This window comes from Scandinavium manionii (genome assembly GCF_024764775.1).
Lineage (GTDB): Bacteria > Pseudomonadota > Gammaproteobacteria > Enterobacterales > Enterobacteriaceae > Scandinavium > Scandinavium manionii.
In genome coordinates, this window is record NZ_JALIGC010000040.1 from 142,102 (window position 1) to 159,192 (window position 17,091).

Sequence of the window (17,091 nt, forward strand, 5' to 3'; positions counted from 1 at the left end):
CGACGACCAGACCGTTGTCACGGCGTTGAGGAACGTGTTGATAAATTCGCCTTTTCACTCCGGCAAGGTGTCCCGTATGTCACTCAACGCAGAACTTTCTTATTCAGAGCAACTGAACCTCAAAACTGGCTGGCAATTGTTTCGGCTGTTGAGTAGTGGCCAACTGATGCCGGGTCTGGCCTGGAAAAATCCAGCCTACCGCCGCAAGTTTATGTTGCGTTCTTTGGCTACGCCATTCAGCACGGCCGCGTTGCTGTCGCGCCTTGCACAACAACCGCAATTGCTGGACATGCTGCACGTCCAGCCGGGCCTGCCGTGTCGCTTGCACCGTCCGTGGCTGTCGATGAACATGCCGCGCCAGAATGCCACCTCGGCGCTGATGGCTCATTATCAGATAATGGCTCAGCATCTGCCGGTTCAGGTGATGAATGCCTGGCTCAGCCGTCGGGGCGTGACGCTCGCGACCCTCACCGGGCGCGATGAAAAGACGTTCAATATCCGTCTAATTTCGGATGCGTTTCTCGATAAAGAAGGTGAAGCCACGCTGGTGTTTACCGATGCAGACAATACCGTGCTGGCAGAATTAACCTTTACGCTGTGCCCGTTTGACAGCAAGCGGACGCTGTATATCGGTGGAATGCAGGGCGCGAAATCACACGTGCCTCACGAGCTGATTCAGGCTGCAACCAAATCGTGTAACGGCCTGTTCCCGAAACGCCTGCTGGTCGAAGCGGCGATGGCCCTCGGCCAGAAAATGAGCGTGGAGATGATTCGCGCGGTGAGCAACGAAACACATATCTATCGCAGCGTGCGCTATCGCCGGAAAAAGCAGGACAAGCTGCATGCGGATTACAACAGCTTCTGGGAGTCGCTCGGCGGTAATGTAGACGATAACGGCGATTATTTGCTGCCGCTAACGATGCCACGTAAGCCGATGGAAGAGATTGCCAGCAAGAAGCGTTCGGAATACCGCCGTCGCTATGAATTGCTCGACGGCCTGCAGATGCAGACCGCCGGAGTGTACCAGCGTTAATCTGCCCGCCCGCGTGCCAGCCACAGCACGCGGGAAAACATCTTGCGCAACAGACTCGGCACGGCTTCGATACCCCGCCGCCCGGCTTCCATCGCCACTTCTATTGCTAAATCCGGTTTTGATGAACGGTGAATCGCTTTGATTATCACCCGCCGCATATTCATCGGCACGCCGTCCGGAATTTGCGCCACCCGGTGATACACATCGTCAAACCCCTGACGGTACATGAAGTGTTCCATATCCAGCGCCGGAAGCGTGGTGAGGTGATGCCGCTCAAGCTCCCGGTCGTTATTCAGCAAGCCGCGCACCGTGGCCGCATATTTTTTCCCTGCTTCGTCACCGTCGACTAACACGTGCCATTCAATCCCCATCCGCCGGGCAAATTTAATCAGCGGTTTGAGGCCTGACTGCGCGAATTCAATCACCTTAATCCCTTCGGCATCAAAATGATGCCCACACTGGTGCGCCAGTTCGTTGATAACCCAGGTTTCCGTTTCGCCTTCAACCAGCAGCCAGCAGCGTGAAAAGAGAGATGAGGCGCGATTAAAGCGGATGTGAAACGCAATACGCCGCCCGTCTTCCGCGCTCAGGCCATCCGGCCCAAGACGCCAGGTGGCGACGCGCGAGGATTCACGCACCAGACGGCAGACGTGTTCCACCGGCGTCATCGACAGTAATTCACCGGAGTTGGTGGTCGTAATGCGCTGGAGCGGCAACAGGTTCAGCAGATTCCATGCCACCGATAGCATGATCGGATGCAGCCGCGTTTCAGGATCTTCCACCAGCAGCAGCGGTCGTGCGTCTTTATCGAGCCGCACCGTGCCTTTGGCCTGTAGTAACGTGGAAAACAGCCCCAACAGAATCACCCGATGGCTGCGCCCGCCCGGCTTATCGATCATCCGGTTGATAATATCGAGGTAGCGCCAACTGCGCTGTTCGTCGTGGGAGCGGCGGCGCATCAGTCGGTGACGAGAATCGGCGGTGCCCTGCTCAGAAAAATAGTGTTCCAGCAATTGCACCATCGCCGACAGCCCTTGGCGAATCTGCCCATCGGACAAATTTTGCGGGCTGCTCACCAGTTCACGGGAGAGAAAATCGAGCTGTCGGGCGGTAATTTCGACGTCAGGCACATTGGGCACCGTACCGTTACGAATCCGGCGCATAAATCGGGCATCACGCAGACGCAGCACCGGCATCAGCCGCACCAGATGCTCTGCCCGGGCATCAATATCGTGCAAAGGCAGCGCGTGCCCTTCCCCATCGATAAAGCTGCGCAGGGTCATCACCGTGTCGTCTTCTGCCAGCTCGCCTTCGAGGCGATAGTGAATGCGCTGATAGCCATCGAGCGAGGGTACCCAACACGGCTCCAGCGGACGATAGCGCCGCACGCGATGGCGACCTGGCTCCAGCTCGCGGAACGTCAGAATAATATGCAGATGGTGTTCGCGTCCCTGAACGTCCCCGGGAGGAAACCAGAAATCGTCGCGGACGAAGTGATAAAGCTCAGACTCTGGCGATAACAATAAGGTCAGCGCATCCAGCAGGCTGGATTTACCCCAGGCGTTCTCACCGATTAATACGTTGTTCTGTTCCAGCATCAACGATAACCGGTTGATACCCCGAAAGCCCACAATCTCCACTCTTTCGAGAAGCATACGCCCTCCGCCTGAAAACTTCCCTTTCGTTAACAGCAGTATAGCGGCAGGGTTTGCGTGGTGATAGCCGGAGAAAAGTAATGTTATGACAAAAAATGTCCGTGACTTTTTCACTGCGAAACAAATAACCACACCATTAATAACGGTTCGCAATGAATTTAATTATAAACGAGATTCGCATGGCGAAAATTAAACTATACTCAAATCAACTCAACCACGTATAAGGAATGACCAGACATTAACTTAAATCAATATTAGCGGCTTTATTTAACTGGTTAAGGGGTAGCGTTAGTTCTTAAAATAACGGTTCTTTAATTATGTCGTCTTCCCCTTGTGGCGATAAATAATGTCCGGTGCAGGAATAACTGACACCGTCACTGTTATTTTTTTGAGGTGGTTATGTTTAGAAAACTGGCTGCAGAATGTTTTGGTACATTCTGGCTTGTATTTGGTGGTTGCGGTAGCGCCGTGCTGGCGGCAGGTTACCCGGAATTAGGTATTGGTTTCGCGGGCGTTGCACTGGCATTTGGTTTAACCGTACTGACCATGGCCTATGCTGTGGGTCATATTTCTGGTGGTCACTTCAACCCGGCTGTCACTTTAGGTCTGTGGGCTGGCGGTCGTTTCCCGACTAAAGATATTGTGGGTTATATCGTTGCTCAGGTTATTGGCGGCATTATTGCAGCAGCAGTGCTTTATCTGGTTGCCAGCGGTAAAACCGGCTTTGACGCTGCGGCAAGTGGCTTCGCGTCTAACGGTTACGGCGAACATTCACCGGATGGCTATTCCATGCTGTCTGCTATCGTGATTGAAATCGTCCTGACCTGTGGCTTCCTGATGGTGATTCACGGTGCAACGGATAAACGTGCTCCGGCTGGTTTCGCGCCAATCGCTATCGGTCTGGCACTGACCCTGATCCACCTGATCAGCATCCCGGTAACCAACACCTCTGTGAACCCGGCGCGTAGCACCGCGGTTGCTATCTTCCAGGGTGGTTGGGCACTGCAGCAGCTGTGGTTGTTCTGGGTAATGCCAATCATCGGCGGTATCCTCGGCGGCGTGCTGTACCGCACCCTGCTGGAAAAACGCGACTAATTCGCGACTGCATTCCCTGAAGGCCCGGCATTGCCGGGCCTTTTCTTTTTTTGGCAGCTTTACTCCCTCCCGCTCTTTCGGTAGTGTCAGGTGCGCTTTTTACACACAAAAGGACCGTGCCGTTCATGTTTTCGGGATTGCTTATTATTCTTGTGCCGCTGGTGGCAGGTTACCTGATCCCCCTGCGCCATCGTCATGCGCTGCAGTGGATTAATCGTCTGCTGAGCTGGATTGTTTACGTTATTCTCTTTTTCATGGGCATCAGCCTGGCGTTTCTGGATAATCTGGCCAGTAATTTGCTGGCCATATTTCATTATTCTGCCGTCAGCATTGTGGTTATTCTGCTGTGCAATATTATTGCCCTGCTGTGGCTCGAACGCACCCTTCCCTGGCGCCACAACCATCAACAGGAAAAATTACCCTCACGTATTGCAATGGCAATGGAGTCATTACAGCTGTGCGGCGTGGTATTACTGGGCTTTCTTCTGGGTCTTACCGGCTGGCCCATTTTGCATCACGCCACCGAAGCCAGCGAATATACCCTGATCTTCCTTTTATTCCTGATTGGTATCCAGCTTCGCAATAATGGAATGACCCTTAAGCAGATTGTACTTAATCGCCGGGGAATGATGGTCGCGGTGGTGGTGGTCCTGAGTTCACTGGCAGGCGGCGTGATTAATGCCCTTATTCTTGGCCTGCCGATAAAAACCGGTCTGGCAATGGCATCGGGCTTTGGCTGGTATTCGCTGTCCGGTATTTTGCTGACCGAATCATACGGCCCGGTAATTGGCAGCGCCGCCTTCTTTAACGACCTGGCGCGCGAGCTTATCGCCATTATGCTTATTCCCGGCCTGGTATTACGGCACCGTTCAACGGCGCTCGGGCTGTGTGGCGCGACGTCGATGGACTTTACGCTGCCGGTATTACAACGCTCCGGCGGCCTGGAAATTGTACCTGCGGCTATCGTTCACGGCTTTATTCTGAGCCTGCTGGTTCCGCTGCTGATGGCGCTTTTCTCCGCGTAATACCCCTAAGGCGGTAGCGTTCGCTGCCGCCAAAATTGCGTTAAATCAATCTCCCTGTAAGTTGCCCGACATATCCCTTTTCAGCGCTTTCGCACAGGCTTACCCTTAAACATGTATTTATAATATAACTTATAAAGGTGTGATTATGTTCTGTGTGCAATGTGAACAAACCATTCGTACCCCGGCCGGTAACGGCTGCGCTTATGCTCAGGGAATGTGCGGCAAGACCGCGCAAACCTCTGACCTTCAGGATTTGCTGATCGCCACACTGCAAGGGCTTTCTGCCTGGGCAGTCAAAGCCCGCGAGTTCGGCATCATCAGTCATGAGATCGACAGCTTCGCCCCGCGCGCCTTTTTCTCGACGCTGACCAACGTGAATTTCGATTCCCCACGCATCGTCGGCTATGCACGTGAAGCCATTGCCCTGCGCGAGGCGCTCAAAACACAGTGTCTGGCTAAAGATGCCAGCGCAGCCGTCGATAACCCAATGGCGGGTTTACAGCTGGTCAGCGATGACCTCGGTGATTTACAGCGCCAGGCCGAAATGTTCACCCCAAATAAAGACAAAGCCGCCATCGGCGACAACATACTCGGCCTGCGCCTGCTGTGCCTGTACGGTCTGAAAGGCGCAGCGGCGTATATGGAACACGCCCACGTGCTTGGGCAGTACGACAACGACATCTATGCGCAATACCATAAAATCATGGCCTGGCTCGGCACCTGGCCTGCAGACATGAACGCCTTGCTGGAATGTTCGATGGAAATCGGCCAGATGAACTTCAAGGTGATGAGCATTCTCGACGCCGGTGAAACTAATGCCTATGGTCATCCGACCCCAACACAGGTCAACGTGAAAACGGTGGCGGGCAAAGCGATTCTGATTTCCGGCCACGACCTGAAAGACCTGTACAATCTGCTGCTGCAAACCGAAGGGACCGGCGTGAACGTCTATACCCACGGCGAAATGCTGCCCGCGCACGGTTATCCGGAACTGCGTAAATTCAAGCATCTGGTCGGGAACTACGGCAGCGGCTGGCAGAATCAGCAGGTGGAATTTGCCCGTTTCCCTGGACCAGTGTTGATGACATCCAACTGCATTATCGACCCAACGGTCGGGGAATATGACCAGCGCATCTGGACGCGCAGCATCGTTGGCTGGCCGAACGTCAGCCATCTCGAAGGCGACGATTTTACACCGGTTATCGAACAGGCCCAGCAGCTGGCAGGGTTCCCGTACGACGAAATTGAACACCTGATCACCGTCGGTTTCGGCCGTCAGACCTTGCTCGGCGCGGCGGATACGCTGATCGACCTGGTCAGCCGTGAAAAACTGCGCCATATCTTTCTCGTCGGCGGCTGCGATGGCGAGCGCTCCGAGCGCAGCTACTTTACCGATTTCGCCACCAGCGTGCCGGACGACTGCCTGGTAATGACCCTCGCCTGCGGCAAATACCGTTTCAACAAACTGGATTTCGGTGACATTGAAGGCCTGCCGCGTCTGGTGGATGCAGGACAGTGTAACGACGCCTACTCGGCGATCATTCTTGCGGTGACGCTGGCAGAAAAACTCGGCTGCGGCGTGAACGACCTGCCGCTGTCGCTGGTGCTCTCATGGTTCGAGCAGAAAGCGATCGTCATTCTGCTGACGCTGCTCTCTCTCGGCGTGAAAAACATCGTCACCGGGCCGACCGCGCCGGGCTTCCTGACCCCGGATTTGCTGGCTGTCCTGAACGAAAAGTTTGGCCTGCGCGCCATTACCACCGTCGAACAGGATTTACAGCAGATGCTGGGCGCATAAGGAGCAGACCATGACCATGCCAACTCCACAGTGCCCGTGGCGGATGCAGGTGCATCACATCAGGCAGGAAACGCCAGATGTGTGGACGCTGTCGCTGCTGTGTCACGATGCTTATCCGTATCGCGCCGGGCAATACGCGCTGGTAAGCATCCGTGATTCCGCGGATACGCTGCGCGCTTACACGCTCTCATCCACGCCGGGCGTGAGCGAATTCATCACCCTCACCGTGCGCCGCATTGACGATGGCACAGGCTCTGAGTGGCTGACCCGTGATGTCAAACGCGGCGACAATCTGTGGCTGTCCGATGCGCAGGGGGAATTCACCTGCGACGATAAACCCACCGATAAACTGTTACTCCTGGCGGCGGGCTGCGGCGTCACACCGGTGATGTCGATGCGTCGCTGGCTGGCAAAAAATCGCCCTGACGCTGACGTGCAGGTGATCTTCAGCGTCCGTTCGCCGGAAGATGTCATTTTTGCCGACGAGTGGCGGCACTATCCGGTCACGCTGGTGGCGGAAAACAATGCCACACACGGTTTTGTATCTGGACGGTTAAGCCAGGCTATTCTTGAAAGCGTGCCGAATCTGGCCGTGCGGACGGTAATGACCTGTGGTCCTGCGCCATACATGGAGTGGGTGGAAGAAAACGTGAAGCAGCTCGGCGTAACGCGTTTCTACAAAGAGAAATTCTTCACACCGGTAGCAAAAGCCGCCACCAGCGGGCTGAAATTCACCAGACTGCAACCAGCAAAAGAATTTTACGCGCCGGTTGGCACCACGCTTCTGGAAGCACTGGAAAGCAATAAGGTGTCGGTGAATGCCGCCTGTCGCGCGGGCGTTTGCGGGAGTTGCAAAACGCAGGTGGTCAGCGGGGAGTACACCGTCACCAGCACCATGACCCTGACCGTGGAAGAGCAAAAACAGGGCTATGTGCTGGCCTGCTCCTGTCATCCTCAGGGCGATTTAGTCCTCGCCTGATAAAACGCATGCCCGGTGGCGTTGCGCTCACCGGGCCTCTTCACGCGCTTTTCCCTAACGCGTAACGCCCTGCCCCCAGGCAGACAATCGCCAATGCGCCGATGAAGTAATAAACCAGGCTTTCAATTGCCCAGGCTCCCACTGCGTCCAGCGCGAAAGTTTTTCCGGTGCCAACCATCAGCCACGCCACCACCATGGTCAACGCCAGAACCAGCGCCGCCGGGCGAGTCAGAATACCCAGCACAATCAGACACGGAGCCACCACTTCGCCAATCAGCACGCCGTAAGCAATAAAGCCCGGTAGCCCTTTCGCTACCAGCATCCCACTGATGCCGTCCACGCCGTGGAACAGCTTATGCAAACCGTGAAACAGCATCAGCCCGCCGACGGCAAGACGTAACAGAAGTTTGCCGACATCGTCCCCGGTACGTGTTTGTCGTCTATCCATTAACAATGATTTAACCATTTGACATTATTCCTTATTTTCCCTGTATTCCATCCAGATTATGCCGAAGAACGACACAAATAATCCTGCTGAAAATAAGGGGATTTTGCCGGGCACACCAGTGAGTTTCATCTAAGCTTGTAAGCGGTATCACAAAAAGGAGAAGGAAACCCATGAAACAAACCGTTGCGGCCTATATCGCAAAAACTTTTGAACAAGCCGGGGTGAAACGAATCTGGGGTGTCACCGGAGACTCCCTTAACGGGCTCAGTGACAGCCTTAACAAAATGGGCACCATCGAATGGATGCCCACTCGCCATGAAGAGGTGGCCGCATTCGCTGCAGGTGCCGAAGCCCAGCTCACCGGCGAACTGGCGGTCTGCGCTGGCTCCTGCGGGCCTGGCAACCTGCATCTGATTAACGGTCTGTTTGACTGCCATCGCAACCACGTGCCAGTAGTGGCTATTGCCGCCCACATCCCATCCAGCGAAATCGGCAGCGGTTATTTTCAGGAAACTCATCCACAGGAACTGTTCCGCGAATGCAGCCATTACTGCGAACTGGTCTCTTCACCCGAACAAATCCCGCAGGTGCTGGCGATTGCGATGCGCAAAGCGGTGCTTAACCGTGGTGTTTCGGTGGTGGTGTTACCCGGCGACGTGGCGTTGAAACCCGCCCCGGAAAGCGCCAGCACCCATTGGTATCACGCCCCACAGCCAGTAGTGGTGCCGGAAATGGAAGAGCTGCGCAAGCTCGCGCAACTGCTGCGCTACTCCAGCAACATCGCGCTCCTGTGCGGCAGCGGCTGTGCCGGGGCGCATAAAGAGCTGCTGGAGTTTGCCGGCAAGCTGAAATCACCGATTGTGCACGCCATGCGCGGCAAAGAGCATGTCGAATACGACAACCCATATGATGTCGGGATGACCGGCCTGATCGGTTTCTCATCCGGTTTCCACACCATGATGAACGCCGACACGCTGGTGCTGCTCGGCACCCAGTTCCCGTACCGCCCGTTCTACCCGGCCGATGCCAAAATTATTCAGATAGACATTAATCCGGCCAGCATCGGCGCACACAGCAAAGTGGACATGGCGCTGATCGGCGATATCAAAGCCACGCTCGCCACCCTGACGCCGCTGCTGGAGGAGAAAACCGATCGCGCTTTCCTCGATAAAGCACTGGAACATTACCGCGATGCGCGCAAAGGACTTGATGATTTAGCCAAACCGAGTGAGAAAGCCATTCACCCGCAGTATCTGGCGCAGCAAATCAGCCATTTCGCCGACGATGACGCCATCTTCACCTGCGATGTCGGCACCCCGACGGTCTGGGCCGCGCGCTACCTGAAAATGAACGGCAAGCGCCGTCTGCTCGGCTCGTTCAACCACGGTTCGATGGCCAACGCCATGCCGCAGGCGCTCGGCGCGAAAGCAACAATGCCAGACCGACAGGTGGTGGCGATGTGCGGCGACGGCGGTTTTAGCATGCTGATGGGGGATTTTCTCTCCGTGGCGCAGCTCAAACTGCCGCTGAAGATCGTGGTCTTCAACAACAGCGTGCTCGGCTTTGTGGCGATGGAAATGAAGGCTGGAGGTTACATGACCGACGGCACCGAACTGCATGACACCAACTTCGCCAATATCGCTGAAGCCTGCGGTATCACCGGGATACGCGTCGAAAAATCGGCAGATCTCGATGAAGCGCTACAGCGAGCATTCAGTATCGACGGGCCGGTACTGGTTGACGTGGTGGTGGCGAAGGATGAACTGGCGATCCCGCCGCAAATTAAACTCGAACAGGCCAAAGGTTTCAGCCTGTATATGTTGCGCGCGATCATCAGTGGGCGTGGCGATGAAGTGATCGAACTGGCGAAAACCAACTGGCTCAGGTAAAAAGAGAGGCATAACCCTGATGGAAAAAAGGAAATGCCGTGATCGATTTACGTAGTGATACCGTCACCCGCCCTGGGCGCGCCATGCTGGAACAGATGATGGCCGCCCCGGTCGGGGATGATGTGTACGGGGATGACCCGACCGTTAATGAACTGCAACGCTATGCCGCGGAGCTCGGGGGCAAAGAAGCCGCTCTGTTTCTGCCAACCGGCACTCAGGCGAACCTGGTGGCGCTGTTGAGCCACTGCGAACGCGGCGAAGAGTACATCGTCGGCCAGGGCGCGCATAACTATCTGTACGAAGCGGGCGGCGCCGCGGTATTGGGCAGCATTCAGCCACAGCCGATTGATGCTGCCAGCGACGCGACTCTGCCGCTTGATAAAGTCGCGGCGAAAATCAAAGCCGATGACATCCACTTTGCACGCACCAAACTATTGAGCCTCGAAAATACCCATAACGGCAAAGTGCTGCCGCGCGAATACCTGAAAGATGCGTGGGAATTTACCCGCGAGCGCGGGCTTGCCCTGCACGTTGACGGTGCGCGTATCTTCAACGCCATCGTGGCGTACGGCTGCGAGCTGAAAGACGTCACGCAATATTGCGACTCCTTCACCATCTGTCTGTCCAAAGGGCTGGGTACGCCGGTTGGCTCCCTGCTGGTCGGCAACGCGGATTACATCAAGCGCGCGAACCGCTGGCGTAAAATGACAGGCGGCGGGATGCGTCAGGCAGGCATTCTGGCGGCGGCTGGTCTGTATGCGCTGAAAAATAACGTTCAACGTTTGCAGGACGATCACGACAATGCCGCGTGGATGGCTGAACAACTGAAAGAAATTGGCGCTGACGTGATGCGTCACGACACCAACATGCTGTTCGTGCGCGTTGGGGAAGAGAACGCAGCCGCGCTCGGCGAGCATATGCGCGCCAACGGCGTGCTGATCAACGCCTCGCCGATTGTGCGACTGGTGATGCATCTGGATGTGGATCGCCAGAAGCTGGCAGAAGTAGTCGGCCACTGGAAATCATTCTTACGCTCTCAATAAGCAGTCTAATGAAACGTTAAGGAGAACAACGTGCCACACACTATTCTGGTGCTCGGTGCCAGCGGCTACATCGGCCAGCATCTGGTGACTGAACTGAGCGCGCGCGGGGCAACCGTACGGGCGGCGGCACGTAACACGGATCGTCTGCAAAAACTGGCGCTGCCCGGCGTCAGCTGTCATCACGTGGACCTCAACTGGCCGGAAGGCCTGCCAGCCCTGCTGGACGGGGTCGACACCGTTTATTTCCTGGTGCACGGCATGGGCGAAGGCGGTAACTTCGTCGCCCACGAACGTCAGGTCGCGCTGAATGTGCGCGATGCCCTGCGCCAGCAGCCAGTCAAACAGATTATCTTTTTGAGTTCGCTGCAGGCCCCGGAAAATGAGCAGTCCGACCATTTACGCGCGCGCCAGATTACCGGCGAACTTCTGCGCGAAGCGGGCATTCCGGTGACAGAACTGCGGGCCGGGATTATCGTCGGCGCGGGATCTGCCGCCTTCGAAGTAATGCGCGATATGGTTTACAACCTGCCGGTGCTGACGCCGCCGCGCTGGGTGCGTTCCCGCACCACGCCGATCGCGCTGGAAAATTTGCTCTATTACCTGGTGGAATTACTCAATCACCCAACCGATACGCACCGCGTGCTGGAAGCCGCCGGGCCTGATGAGCTGAGCTATCAGCAGCAGTTCGAGCATTTCATGCGCATCAGCGGTCGCCATCGCCCGTTAATTCCCATTCCTTTCCCTACTAGCTGGATTTCGGTGTGGTTCCTCAATGTCATCACCTCCGTGCCGCCGACCACCGCCAAGGCGCTGATCCAGGGGCTGAAACACGATCTGTTGGCTGACGATCGCGAACTTCGGGCACTGATCCCGCAGACGCTTATCTCTTTTGACGAAGCGGTGAAACGCACGCTGAAAGAAGAAGAGCAGCTGATGAACTCCAGCGACTGGGGCTACGACGCCCAGGCTTTCGCCCGCTGGCGGCCAGAATATGGGTATTTTCCAAAGCAGGCGGGCTGCACCATCAGTACCTCCGCCAGCCTTGACGCGTTATGGCAGGTCGTCAACCAGCTCGGCGGTAAAGAGCGCTATTTCTTCGGCAATATTCTATGGGATATTCGCGGCGCGATGGACCGTGTAATGGGACATAAACTGGCTAAAGGCCGCCCGGAACGTGAGATGCTGAAAACCGGTGACGCGGTGGATAGCTGGAAAGTGATCATCGTTGAACCGCAAAAACAGCTTTCGCTGTTGTTCGGCATGAAAGCACCAGGCCTCGGGCGCCTCACCTTCAGCATGAAGGATAAAGGCGACCATCGTGAAATCGACGTTCGCGCCTGGTGGCATCCGCACGGTATGCCAGGCTTATTCTATTGGCTGCTGATGATCCCCGCACATCTGTTCATTTTTCGGGGTATGGCGAAGCGCATTGCCAGGCTCGCCGAAGAAATCACGCACAAATAGACAATACAAGATTTTTTCTTCGCAGTTTCCCATTGCAACTCAGCGTAATTCACGGAAAAATGCGCACGAAATTCTTTTCAGACACAGTGGATTGATATGAAGGTACTGGTCACCGGAGCCACCAGCGGTTTAGGCCGTAATGCGGTGGAATATCTGCGCCGTAAAGGCATCAGCGTCAGAGCAACCGGTCGCAATGCGGCAATGGGTCGGCTGCTGGAAAAAATGGGCGCTGAGTTTGTTCAGGCCGATCTGACCGAACTGGTGTCTTCGCAGGCGAAAGTGATGCTCGCCGGGATCGACACGCTGTGGCACTGCTCCAGTTTCACGTCCCCGTGGGGCACGCAGGAAGCCTTCGATTTAGCCAACGTGCGCGCCACGCGCCGTCTGGGCGAATGGGCCGTTGCCTGGGGCGTGCGCAACTTTATTCATATCTCGTCGCCGTCACTGTACTTTGATTATCACCATCATCGTGACATCAAAGAAGAGTTCCGCCCGCAGCGTTTTGCCAATGAATTTGCCCGCAGCAAAGCCGCTGGTGAAGAGGTCATTAACCTGCTGGCTCAGGCGAACCCGAATACCCGTTTCACGGTACTGCGCCCGCAAAGCCTGTTTGGCCCGCACGATAAAGTGTTTATTCCGCGTCTGGCGCAGATGATGCATCACTACGGCAGCGTGCTGCTGCCGCGTGGCGGCAATGCGCAGGTGGACATGACCTACTACGAAAACGCGGTACATGCGATGTGGCTGGCGAGCCAGCCGCTGTGTGATTCGCTGCCTTCCGGTCGCGTTTACAACATCACCAACGGCGAGCCGCGCAGCCTGAAAAGCATCGTGCAGAAGCTTATCGACGAGCTGGATATTCAGTGCCGCATCCGCTCGGTGCCCTATCCGATGCTGGATATGGTCGCCCGCAGCATGGAAAAATTCGGCAACAAGGCGGCAAAAGAGCCGTCGTTCACCCACTATGGCGTGTCGAAGCTGAACTTTGACTTCACGCTGGACATCAGCCGCGCTGAAAAAGAGCTCGGCTATCAGCCCATCGTGACGCTGGATCAAGGCATTGTGGAAACCGCCCACTGGCTGAAAGATCACGGCAAACTACCGCGCTAACCGTCAACCCTGACCGTATTTTTCCAGTAACGCTTCGGCAATGGCCTGCGTTTGCGCATCCGCCACGCCGTCCCAACGTTCGGGGCGGAAGTGCATCTGGAACGCCATAATCACCCGTTTCTTCTGCGCGTAGGTCATCCCCGGCGTCACTTCATAGCCATAGCGTGCGAGCAAATCCAGCACTGACGCGGTATTCACCGGTTCCTGCGGCTGACGTCCATTGAGATAAAATGCCACCCGGTTCTCATCCGGCCAGGCGCCTATCCCCTGCTTCGCCAGTTGCAGCCACGGGAACAGCGGCCCTGGATCGTCTTTACGCTGCGGCGCAACGTCTGCATGTGCCACCACGTTTTGCGGTTCAATGTGATACCGGGCAATGATGTCTTTTGCCAGCGGGATCAGCGCGTTGATTTGCGACGGGGCAAACGGAGTAAAGCTTTTTACGCCCGCCGTTTTCTCCCAGCCTGGGTTTTCCAGTTCGATGCCAATCGATGTGTCATTGATACGTGTAGCGCCGCGCCAGAAGCTTATTCCCGCATGCCAGGCCAAATCCTGTTCCGGAACCAGCTGCCAGATAAGCGGTTTACCCTTTCTTTCGGGCGGCGTGTTCGGAATCAGATAGTGCACGCTGACATCCTTAGCCGTCAGCGTCGCCAGAGAATTTTCAAAATCCCCGGCGGTATAATGGAGAACCAGCACTTTAATGCGCGGATACGCATTGGGCGCCGGATGACTGGCGTCCAGCATATAGCCCGGTTTGCTGATGAGATTCTGCTGACTGGCGTCCTTATCACTGCCGCAGCCCGCCAACAGCAACGCCAGCGCTATCGGTAAAAAACGTTTCATCGGCGTACTTTTACGGCGGTGCCACTGACGCTGACCATCAACATGCTGCTGTCTTTGCCGACGGTTTCATAGTCGATATCAATGCCGACAACCGCATCGGCGCCCAGCGCTTTGGCCTGCTCGCCCAGCTCCTGAAACGCTATTTCACGCGCTTTGCGCAGCTCTTTTTCGTACGCACCGGAGCGCCCGCCGACGATATCGCGGATACCGGCAAAAAAATCACGGAAAATGTTCGCGCCGAGAATCGCTTCCCCGGTCACCACGCCGCAGTATTCGACGATGGTTTGTCCTTCCAGTGTTGGGGTCGTTGAGAATTGCATTCGTCCTCCTTCTTCAATGCCTTAGCTCAGTTAATCAAACACATTATCGTACCGATACGCTATGCTTGAAAACATCTAAATACCGTAGTCAGTCTATACCCTAAATAATTCGAGTTGCAGGCAGGCGTAGCCAACGCTCATGCAACTTGTAGTATGACGGGAATATAAGGAAATCACTCATGCGTTACTCTGCCGCTGCTCTTCTTGTCCCTTGCGCCCTTTTGCTGAGCGCCTGCACCACCGTCACCCCTGCGTTCAAGGATATCGGTACCCGTTCAGGTCCTTGCGTAGAAGGTGGCCCGGACACCGTTGCACAGAAGTTTTACGACTATCACATTCAGCACCGCACCACCGATTTAGCCGCACTGCGTCCATACCTGAGCGATGATCTGGCAAAAGTGCTTAACGATGCGAACAACGATCCGAATAAACGCGCTCTGTTGCAGGAAGACTTGTTCTCCAGCCGCACAACACCCGCAGACAGCGCTGATGTAGCCAGCGCATCAACCATCCCAAATACTGACGCCCGCAACATTCCGCTTCGCGTTGAACTGAAACAAGGTTCTCAGAGCTGGCAGGATGAAGTACTGATGATCCGCGAAGGCCAATGCTGGGCTGTAGACGACGTGCGCTACCTCGGCGGCACCGTTCACGCCCCGGCTGGCACGCTGCGCCAGACGCTGACCAAGTAAAATCCCCCTTAATAACTCAGGTTAAATGTCTGGCATTCTGTGATGGATGCCGACATTTATTTCCTTGCCCCTGCGCTCTCGCTATTTTGTGCTAACTTTAAGTGTAAACGTGGTTTATATTTAAGTTTTAACGCACAAATATTGCATAACTATTCTGTGAACGTTACTATCTGCGGCCTCAATAGCTATCGGTGTCAGATTTCCCGGATGAGTATAAAACTAGAAGGCATTAACTGCTTTTACGGCGCACATCAGGCGCTGTTCGACATAACCCTGGATTGCCCGCAGGGTGAAACGCTGGTGCTGCTTGGCCCTAGCGGCGCGGGAAAAAGTTCGCTATTGCGCGTGCTTAACCTGCTGGAGATGCCGCGTTCCGGCCAACTCTCCATTGCGGGAAATCAATTCAATTTCAGCAAAGCCCCTTCCGATAAAGCGATACGCGATCTGCGTCAAAACGTCGGAATGGTCTTCCAGCAGTACAATCTGTGGCCGCACTTAACCGTGCAGCAAAACCTGATTGAAGCCCCCTGCCGCGTGCTCGGTTTATCGAAAGAGCAGGCGCTGGCGCGTGCCGAAAAGTTACTGGAACGTCTACGTCTGAAACCCTACAGCGACCGCTATCCTTTACACCTTTCCGGTGGTCAGCAGCAGCGCGTGGCCATTGCCCGTGCGCTGATGATGGAACCGCAGGTTCTGCTGTTTGATGAGCCAACCGCCGCACTGGACCCGGAAATCACCGCCCAGATTGTGAGCATCATTCGTGAGCTGGCTCAGACCCAAATTACACAAGTGATCGTCACCCATGAAGTCGAAGTGGCGCGTAAAACCGCCAGTCGTGTGGTGTATATGGAAAACGGCCACATCGTCGAGCTTGGGGATGCGAGCTGCTTTGCCAAGCCGCAGACCGAAGCGTTTAAAAACTATCTTTCACACTGATGTTTTCGGGAACAATGACAATGAAAAAAATCGTGATTGCCGCGCTGCTCGCCAGCGTCAGCCTTTCCGCTGGTGCAGCCCAGACTATTCGTTTTGCGATGGAAGCGTCTTATCCTCCGTTTGAATCCATCGATGCCAACAACAAGATCGTCGGCTTCGACGTGGACCTGGCGAACGCGCTGTGCAAACAGATCGACGCCACCTGTACGTTCACCAACCAGGCGTTCGACAGCCTGATCCCAAGCCTGAAATTCCGTCGTTTTGACGCGGTAATTTCCGGTATGGACATCACGCCAGAGCGTGAAAAGCAGGTCCTGTTCACTCAGCCGTACTACGAGAATTCTGCGTTGTTTGTGGGCCAGAAAGGCAAAGTGGCGGATATCGCCGCGCTGAAAGGTAAAAAAGTGGGCATGCAAAACGGCACCACGCACCAGAAATTCATCATGGATAAACATCCAGAAATCACCACCGTGCCGTACGACAGCTATCAGAATGCGAAGCTGGACCTGCAAAATGGCCGTATTGACGCGGTGTTCGGCGATACCGCCGTGGTGACCGAATGGCTAAAAGCCGATCCGAAACTGGCGGCCATTGGCGATAAAGTGACAGACAAAGAATACTTTGGTACTGGCCTCGGCATCGCCGTGCGTCAGGGCAACAGCGATTTGCAGCAGAAGCTGAACGATGCGCTGACCAAAGTGAAGCAGGATGGGACGTACAAAACCATCTACAGCAAATGGTTCCAGAAGTAATTCTTG

General features: G+C 55.4%; 16 protein-coding genes. 12 read left to right on the forward strand and 4 right to left on the reverse strand.

Features of this window, described 5'->3' with window-relative positions:
• Window positions 1-76 precede the first annotated feature (76 nt).
• Window positions 77-1,033 (forward strand): VirK/YbjX family protein, encoded by a 957-nt coding sequence (locus MUU51_RS18435; protein ID WP_258968320.1) that lies wholly within the window; start codon window positions 77-79, stop codon window positions 1,031-1,033.
• Here MUU51_RS18435 and MUU51_RS18440 read toward each other — a convergent pair.
• A complete protein-coding gene (locus tag MUU51_RS18440) occupies window positions 1,030-2,688 on the reverse strand; it encodes an ATP-dependent endonuclease (RefSeq protein WP_258968321.1) in 1,659 nt (552 codons plus the stop codon). The two genes, MUU51_RS18435 and MUU51_RS18440, sit on opposite strands and share 4 nt — an antisense overlap.
• 399 nt (window positions 2,689-3,087) lie before the next feature.
• Between MUU51_RS18440 and aqpZ the strand changes: the two genes are divergently transcribed.
• The 4 genes from aqpZ (at window position 3,088) to hcr (ending at window position 7,585) form a co-directional block, all read left to right on the forward strand.
• On the forward strand, window positions 3,088-3,783 hold the full coding sequence (gene aqpZ / locus MUU51_RS18445) for an aquaporin Z (RefSeq protein ID WP_159773386.1): 696 nt from the start codon (window positions 3,088-3,090) through the stop codon (window positions 3,781-3,783).
• Window positions 3,784-3,908: 125 nt separating this feature from the next.
• Window positions 3,909-4,808: a LysO family transporter gene (locus MUU51_RS18450; RefSeq protein ID WP_110509933.1), complete on the forward strand. Its 900-nt coding sequence runs from the start codon at window positions 3,909-3,911 to the stop codon at window positions 4,806-4,808.
• Between the two features lie 145 nt (window positions 4,809-4,953).
• Window positions 4,954-6,606, forward strand: a complete 1,653-nt coding sequence (gene hcp / locus MUU51_RS18455; protein ID WP_258968322.1) for a hydroxylamine reductase — start codon at window positions 4,954-4,956, stop codon at window positions 6,604-6,606.
• Window positions 6,607-6,616: 10 nt separating this feature from the next.
• On the forward strand, window positions 6,617-7,585 hold the full coding sequence (gene hcr, locus MUU51_RS18460) for an NADH oxidoreductase (protein WP_258968323.1): 969 nt from the start codon (window positions 6,617-6,619) through the stop codon (window positions 7,583-7,585).
• A gap of 40 nt (window positions 7,586-7,625) precedes the next feature.
• On the opposite strand, the gene MUU51_RS18465 is transcribed toward hcr, so the two are convergent.
• Entirely contained in the window at window positions 7,626-8,051 is a 426-nt protein-coding gene (locus tag MUU51_RS18465) for a DoxX family protein (protein WP_258968324.1), read from the reverse strand.
• 152 nt (window positions 8,052-8,203) lie between these two features.
• Here MUU51_RS18465 and poxB point away from each other — a divergent pair, with 152 nt between their 5' ends.
• The 4 genes from poxB (at window position 8,204) to MUU51_RS18485 (ending at window position 13,539) form a co-directional block, all read left to right on the forward strand.
• The gene (gene poxB, locus MUU51_RS18470) at window positions 8,204-9,922 is read left to right on the forward strand and encodes a ubiquinone-dependent pyruvate dehydrogenase (RefSeq protein WP_258968325.1); all 1,719 of its coding nucleotides are present in this window, start codon (window positions 8,204-8,206) and stop codon (window positions 9,920-9,922) included.
• Between the two features lie 38 nt (window positions 9,923-9,960).
• Window positions 9,961-10,965, forward strand: a complete 1,005-nt coding sequence (gene ltaE / locus MUU51_RS18475; RefSeq protein WP_258968326.1) for a low-specificity L-threonine aldolase — start codon at window positions 9,961-9,963, stop codon at window positions 10,963-10,965.
• Between the two features lie 30 nt (window positions 10,966-10,995).
• The gene (locus MUU51_RS18480; protein WP_159773398.1) at window positions 10,996-12,429 is read left to right on the forward strand and encodes an SDR family oxidoreductase; all 1,434 of its coding nucleotides are present in this window, start codon (window positions 10,996-10,998) and stop codon (window positions 12,427-12,429) included.
• 96 nt (window positions 12,430-12,525) lie between these two features.
• Window positions 12,526-13,539 (forward strand): 3-beta-hydroxysteroid dehydrogenase, encoded by a 1,014-nt coding sequence (locus MUU51_RS18485; protein ID WP_159773400.1) that lies wholly within the window; start codon window positions 12,526-12,528, stop codon window positions 13,537-13,539.
• Between the two features lie 3 nt (window positions 13,540-13,542).
• Here the strand turns inward: MUU51_RS18485 and MUU51_RS18490 are convergent, their stop codons facing one another.
• Together MUU51_RS18490 and MUU51_RS18495 are read right to left on the reverse strand one after the other, a co-directional pair.
• Window positions 13,543-14,385, reverse strand: coding sequence for an N-acetylmuramoyl-L-alanine amidase (locus MUU51_RS18490; RefSeq protein ID WP_159773402.1), 843 nt, complete (start codon window positions 14,383-14,385; stop codon window positions 13,543-13,545).
• On the reverse strand, window positions 14,382-14,705 hold the full coding sequence (locus MUU51_RS18495; protein ID WP_013366920.1) for a heavy metal-binding domain-containing protein: 324 nt from the start codon (window positions 14,703-14,705) through the stop codon (window positions 14,382-14,384). Before MUU51_RS18495 ends, MUU51_RS18490 begins: the two co-directional genes overlap by 4 nt.
• Before the next feature lie 179 nt (window positions 14,706-14,884).
• Here MUU51_RS18495 and MUU51_RS18500 point away from each other — a divergent pair, with 179 nt between their 5' ends.
• From MUU51_RS18500 to artJ, 3 genes are all read left to right on the forward strand, one after another.
• On the forward strand, window positions 14,885-15,397 hold the full coding sequence (locus MUU51_RS18500) for a lipoprotein (protein WP_159773404.1): 513 nt from the start codon (window positions 14,885-14,887) through the stop codon (window positions 15,395-15,397).
• 207 nt (window positions 15,398-15,604) lie between these two features.
• Window positions 15,605-16,333 (forward strand): arginine ABC transporter ATP-binding protein ArtP, encoded by a 729-nt coding sequence (artP, locus tag MUU51_RS18505; RefSeq protein ID WP_159773406.1) that lies wholly within the window; start codon window positions 15,605-15,607, stop codon window positions 16,331-16,333.
• Between the two features lie 20 nt (window positions 16,334-16,353).
• On the forward strand, window positions 16,354-17,085 hold the full coding sequence (gene artJ / locus MUU51_RS18510) for an arginine ABC transporter substrate-binding protein (RefSeq protein ID WP_159773408.1): 732 nt from the start codon (window positions 16,354-16,356) through the stop codon (window positions 17,083-17,085).
• Window positions 17,086-17,091: the final 6 nt, after the last annotated feature.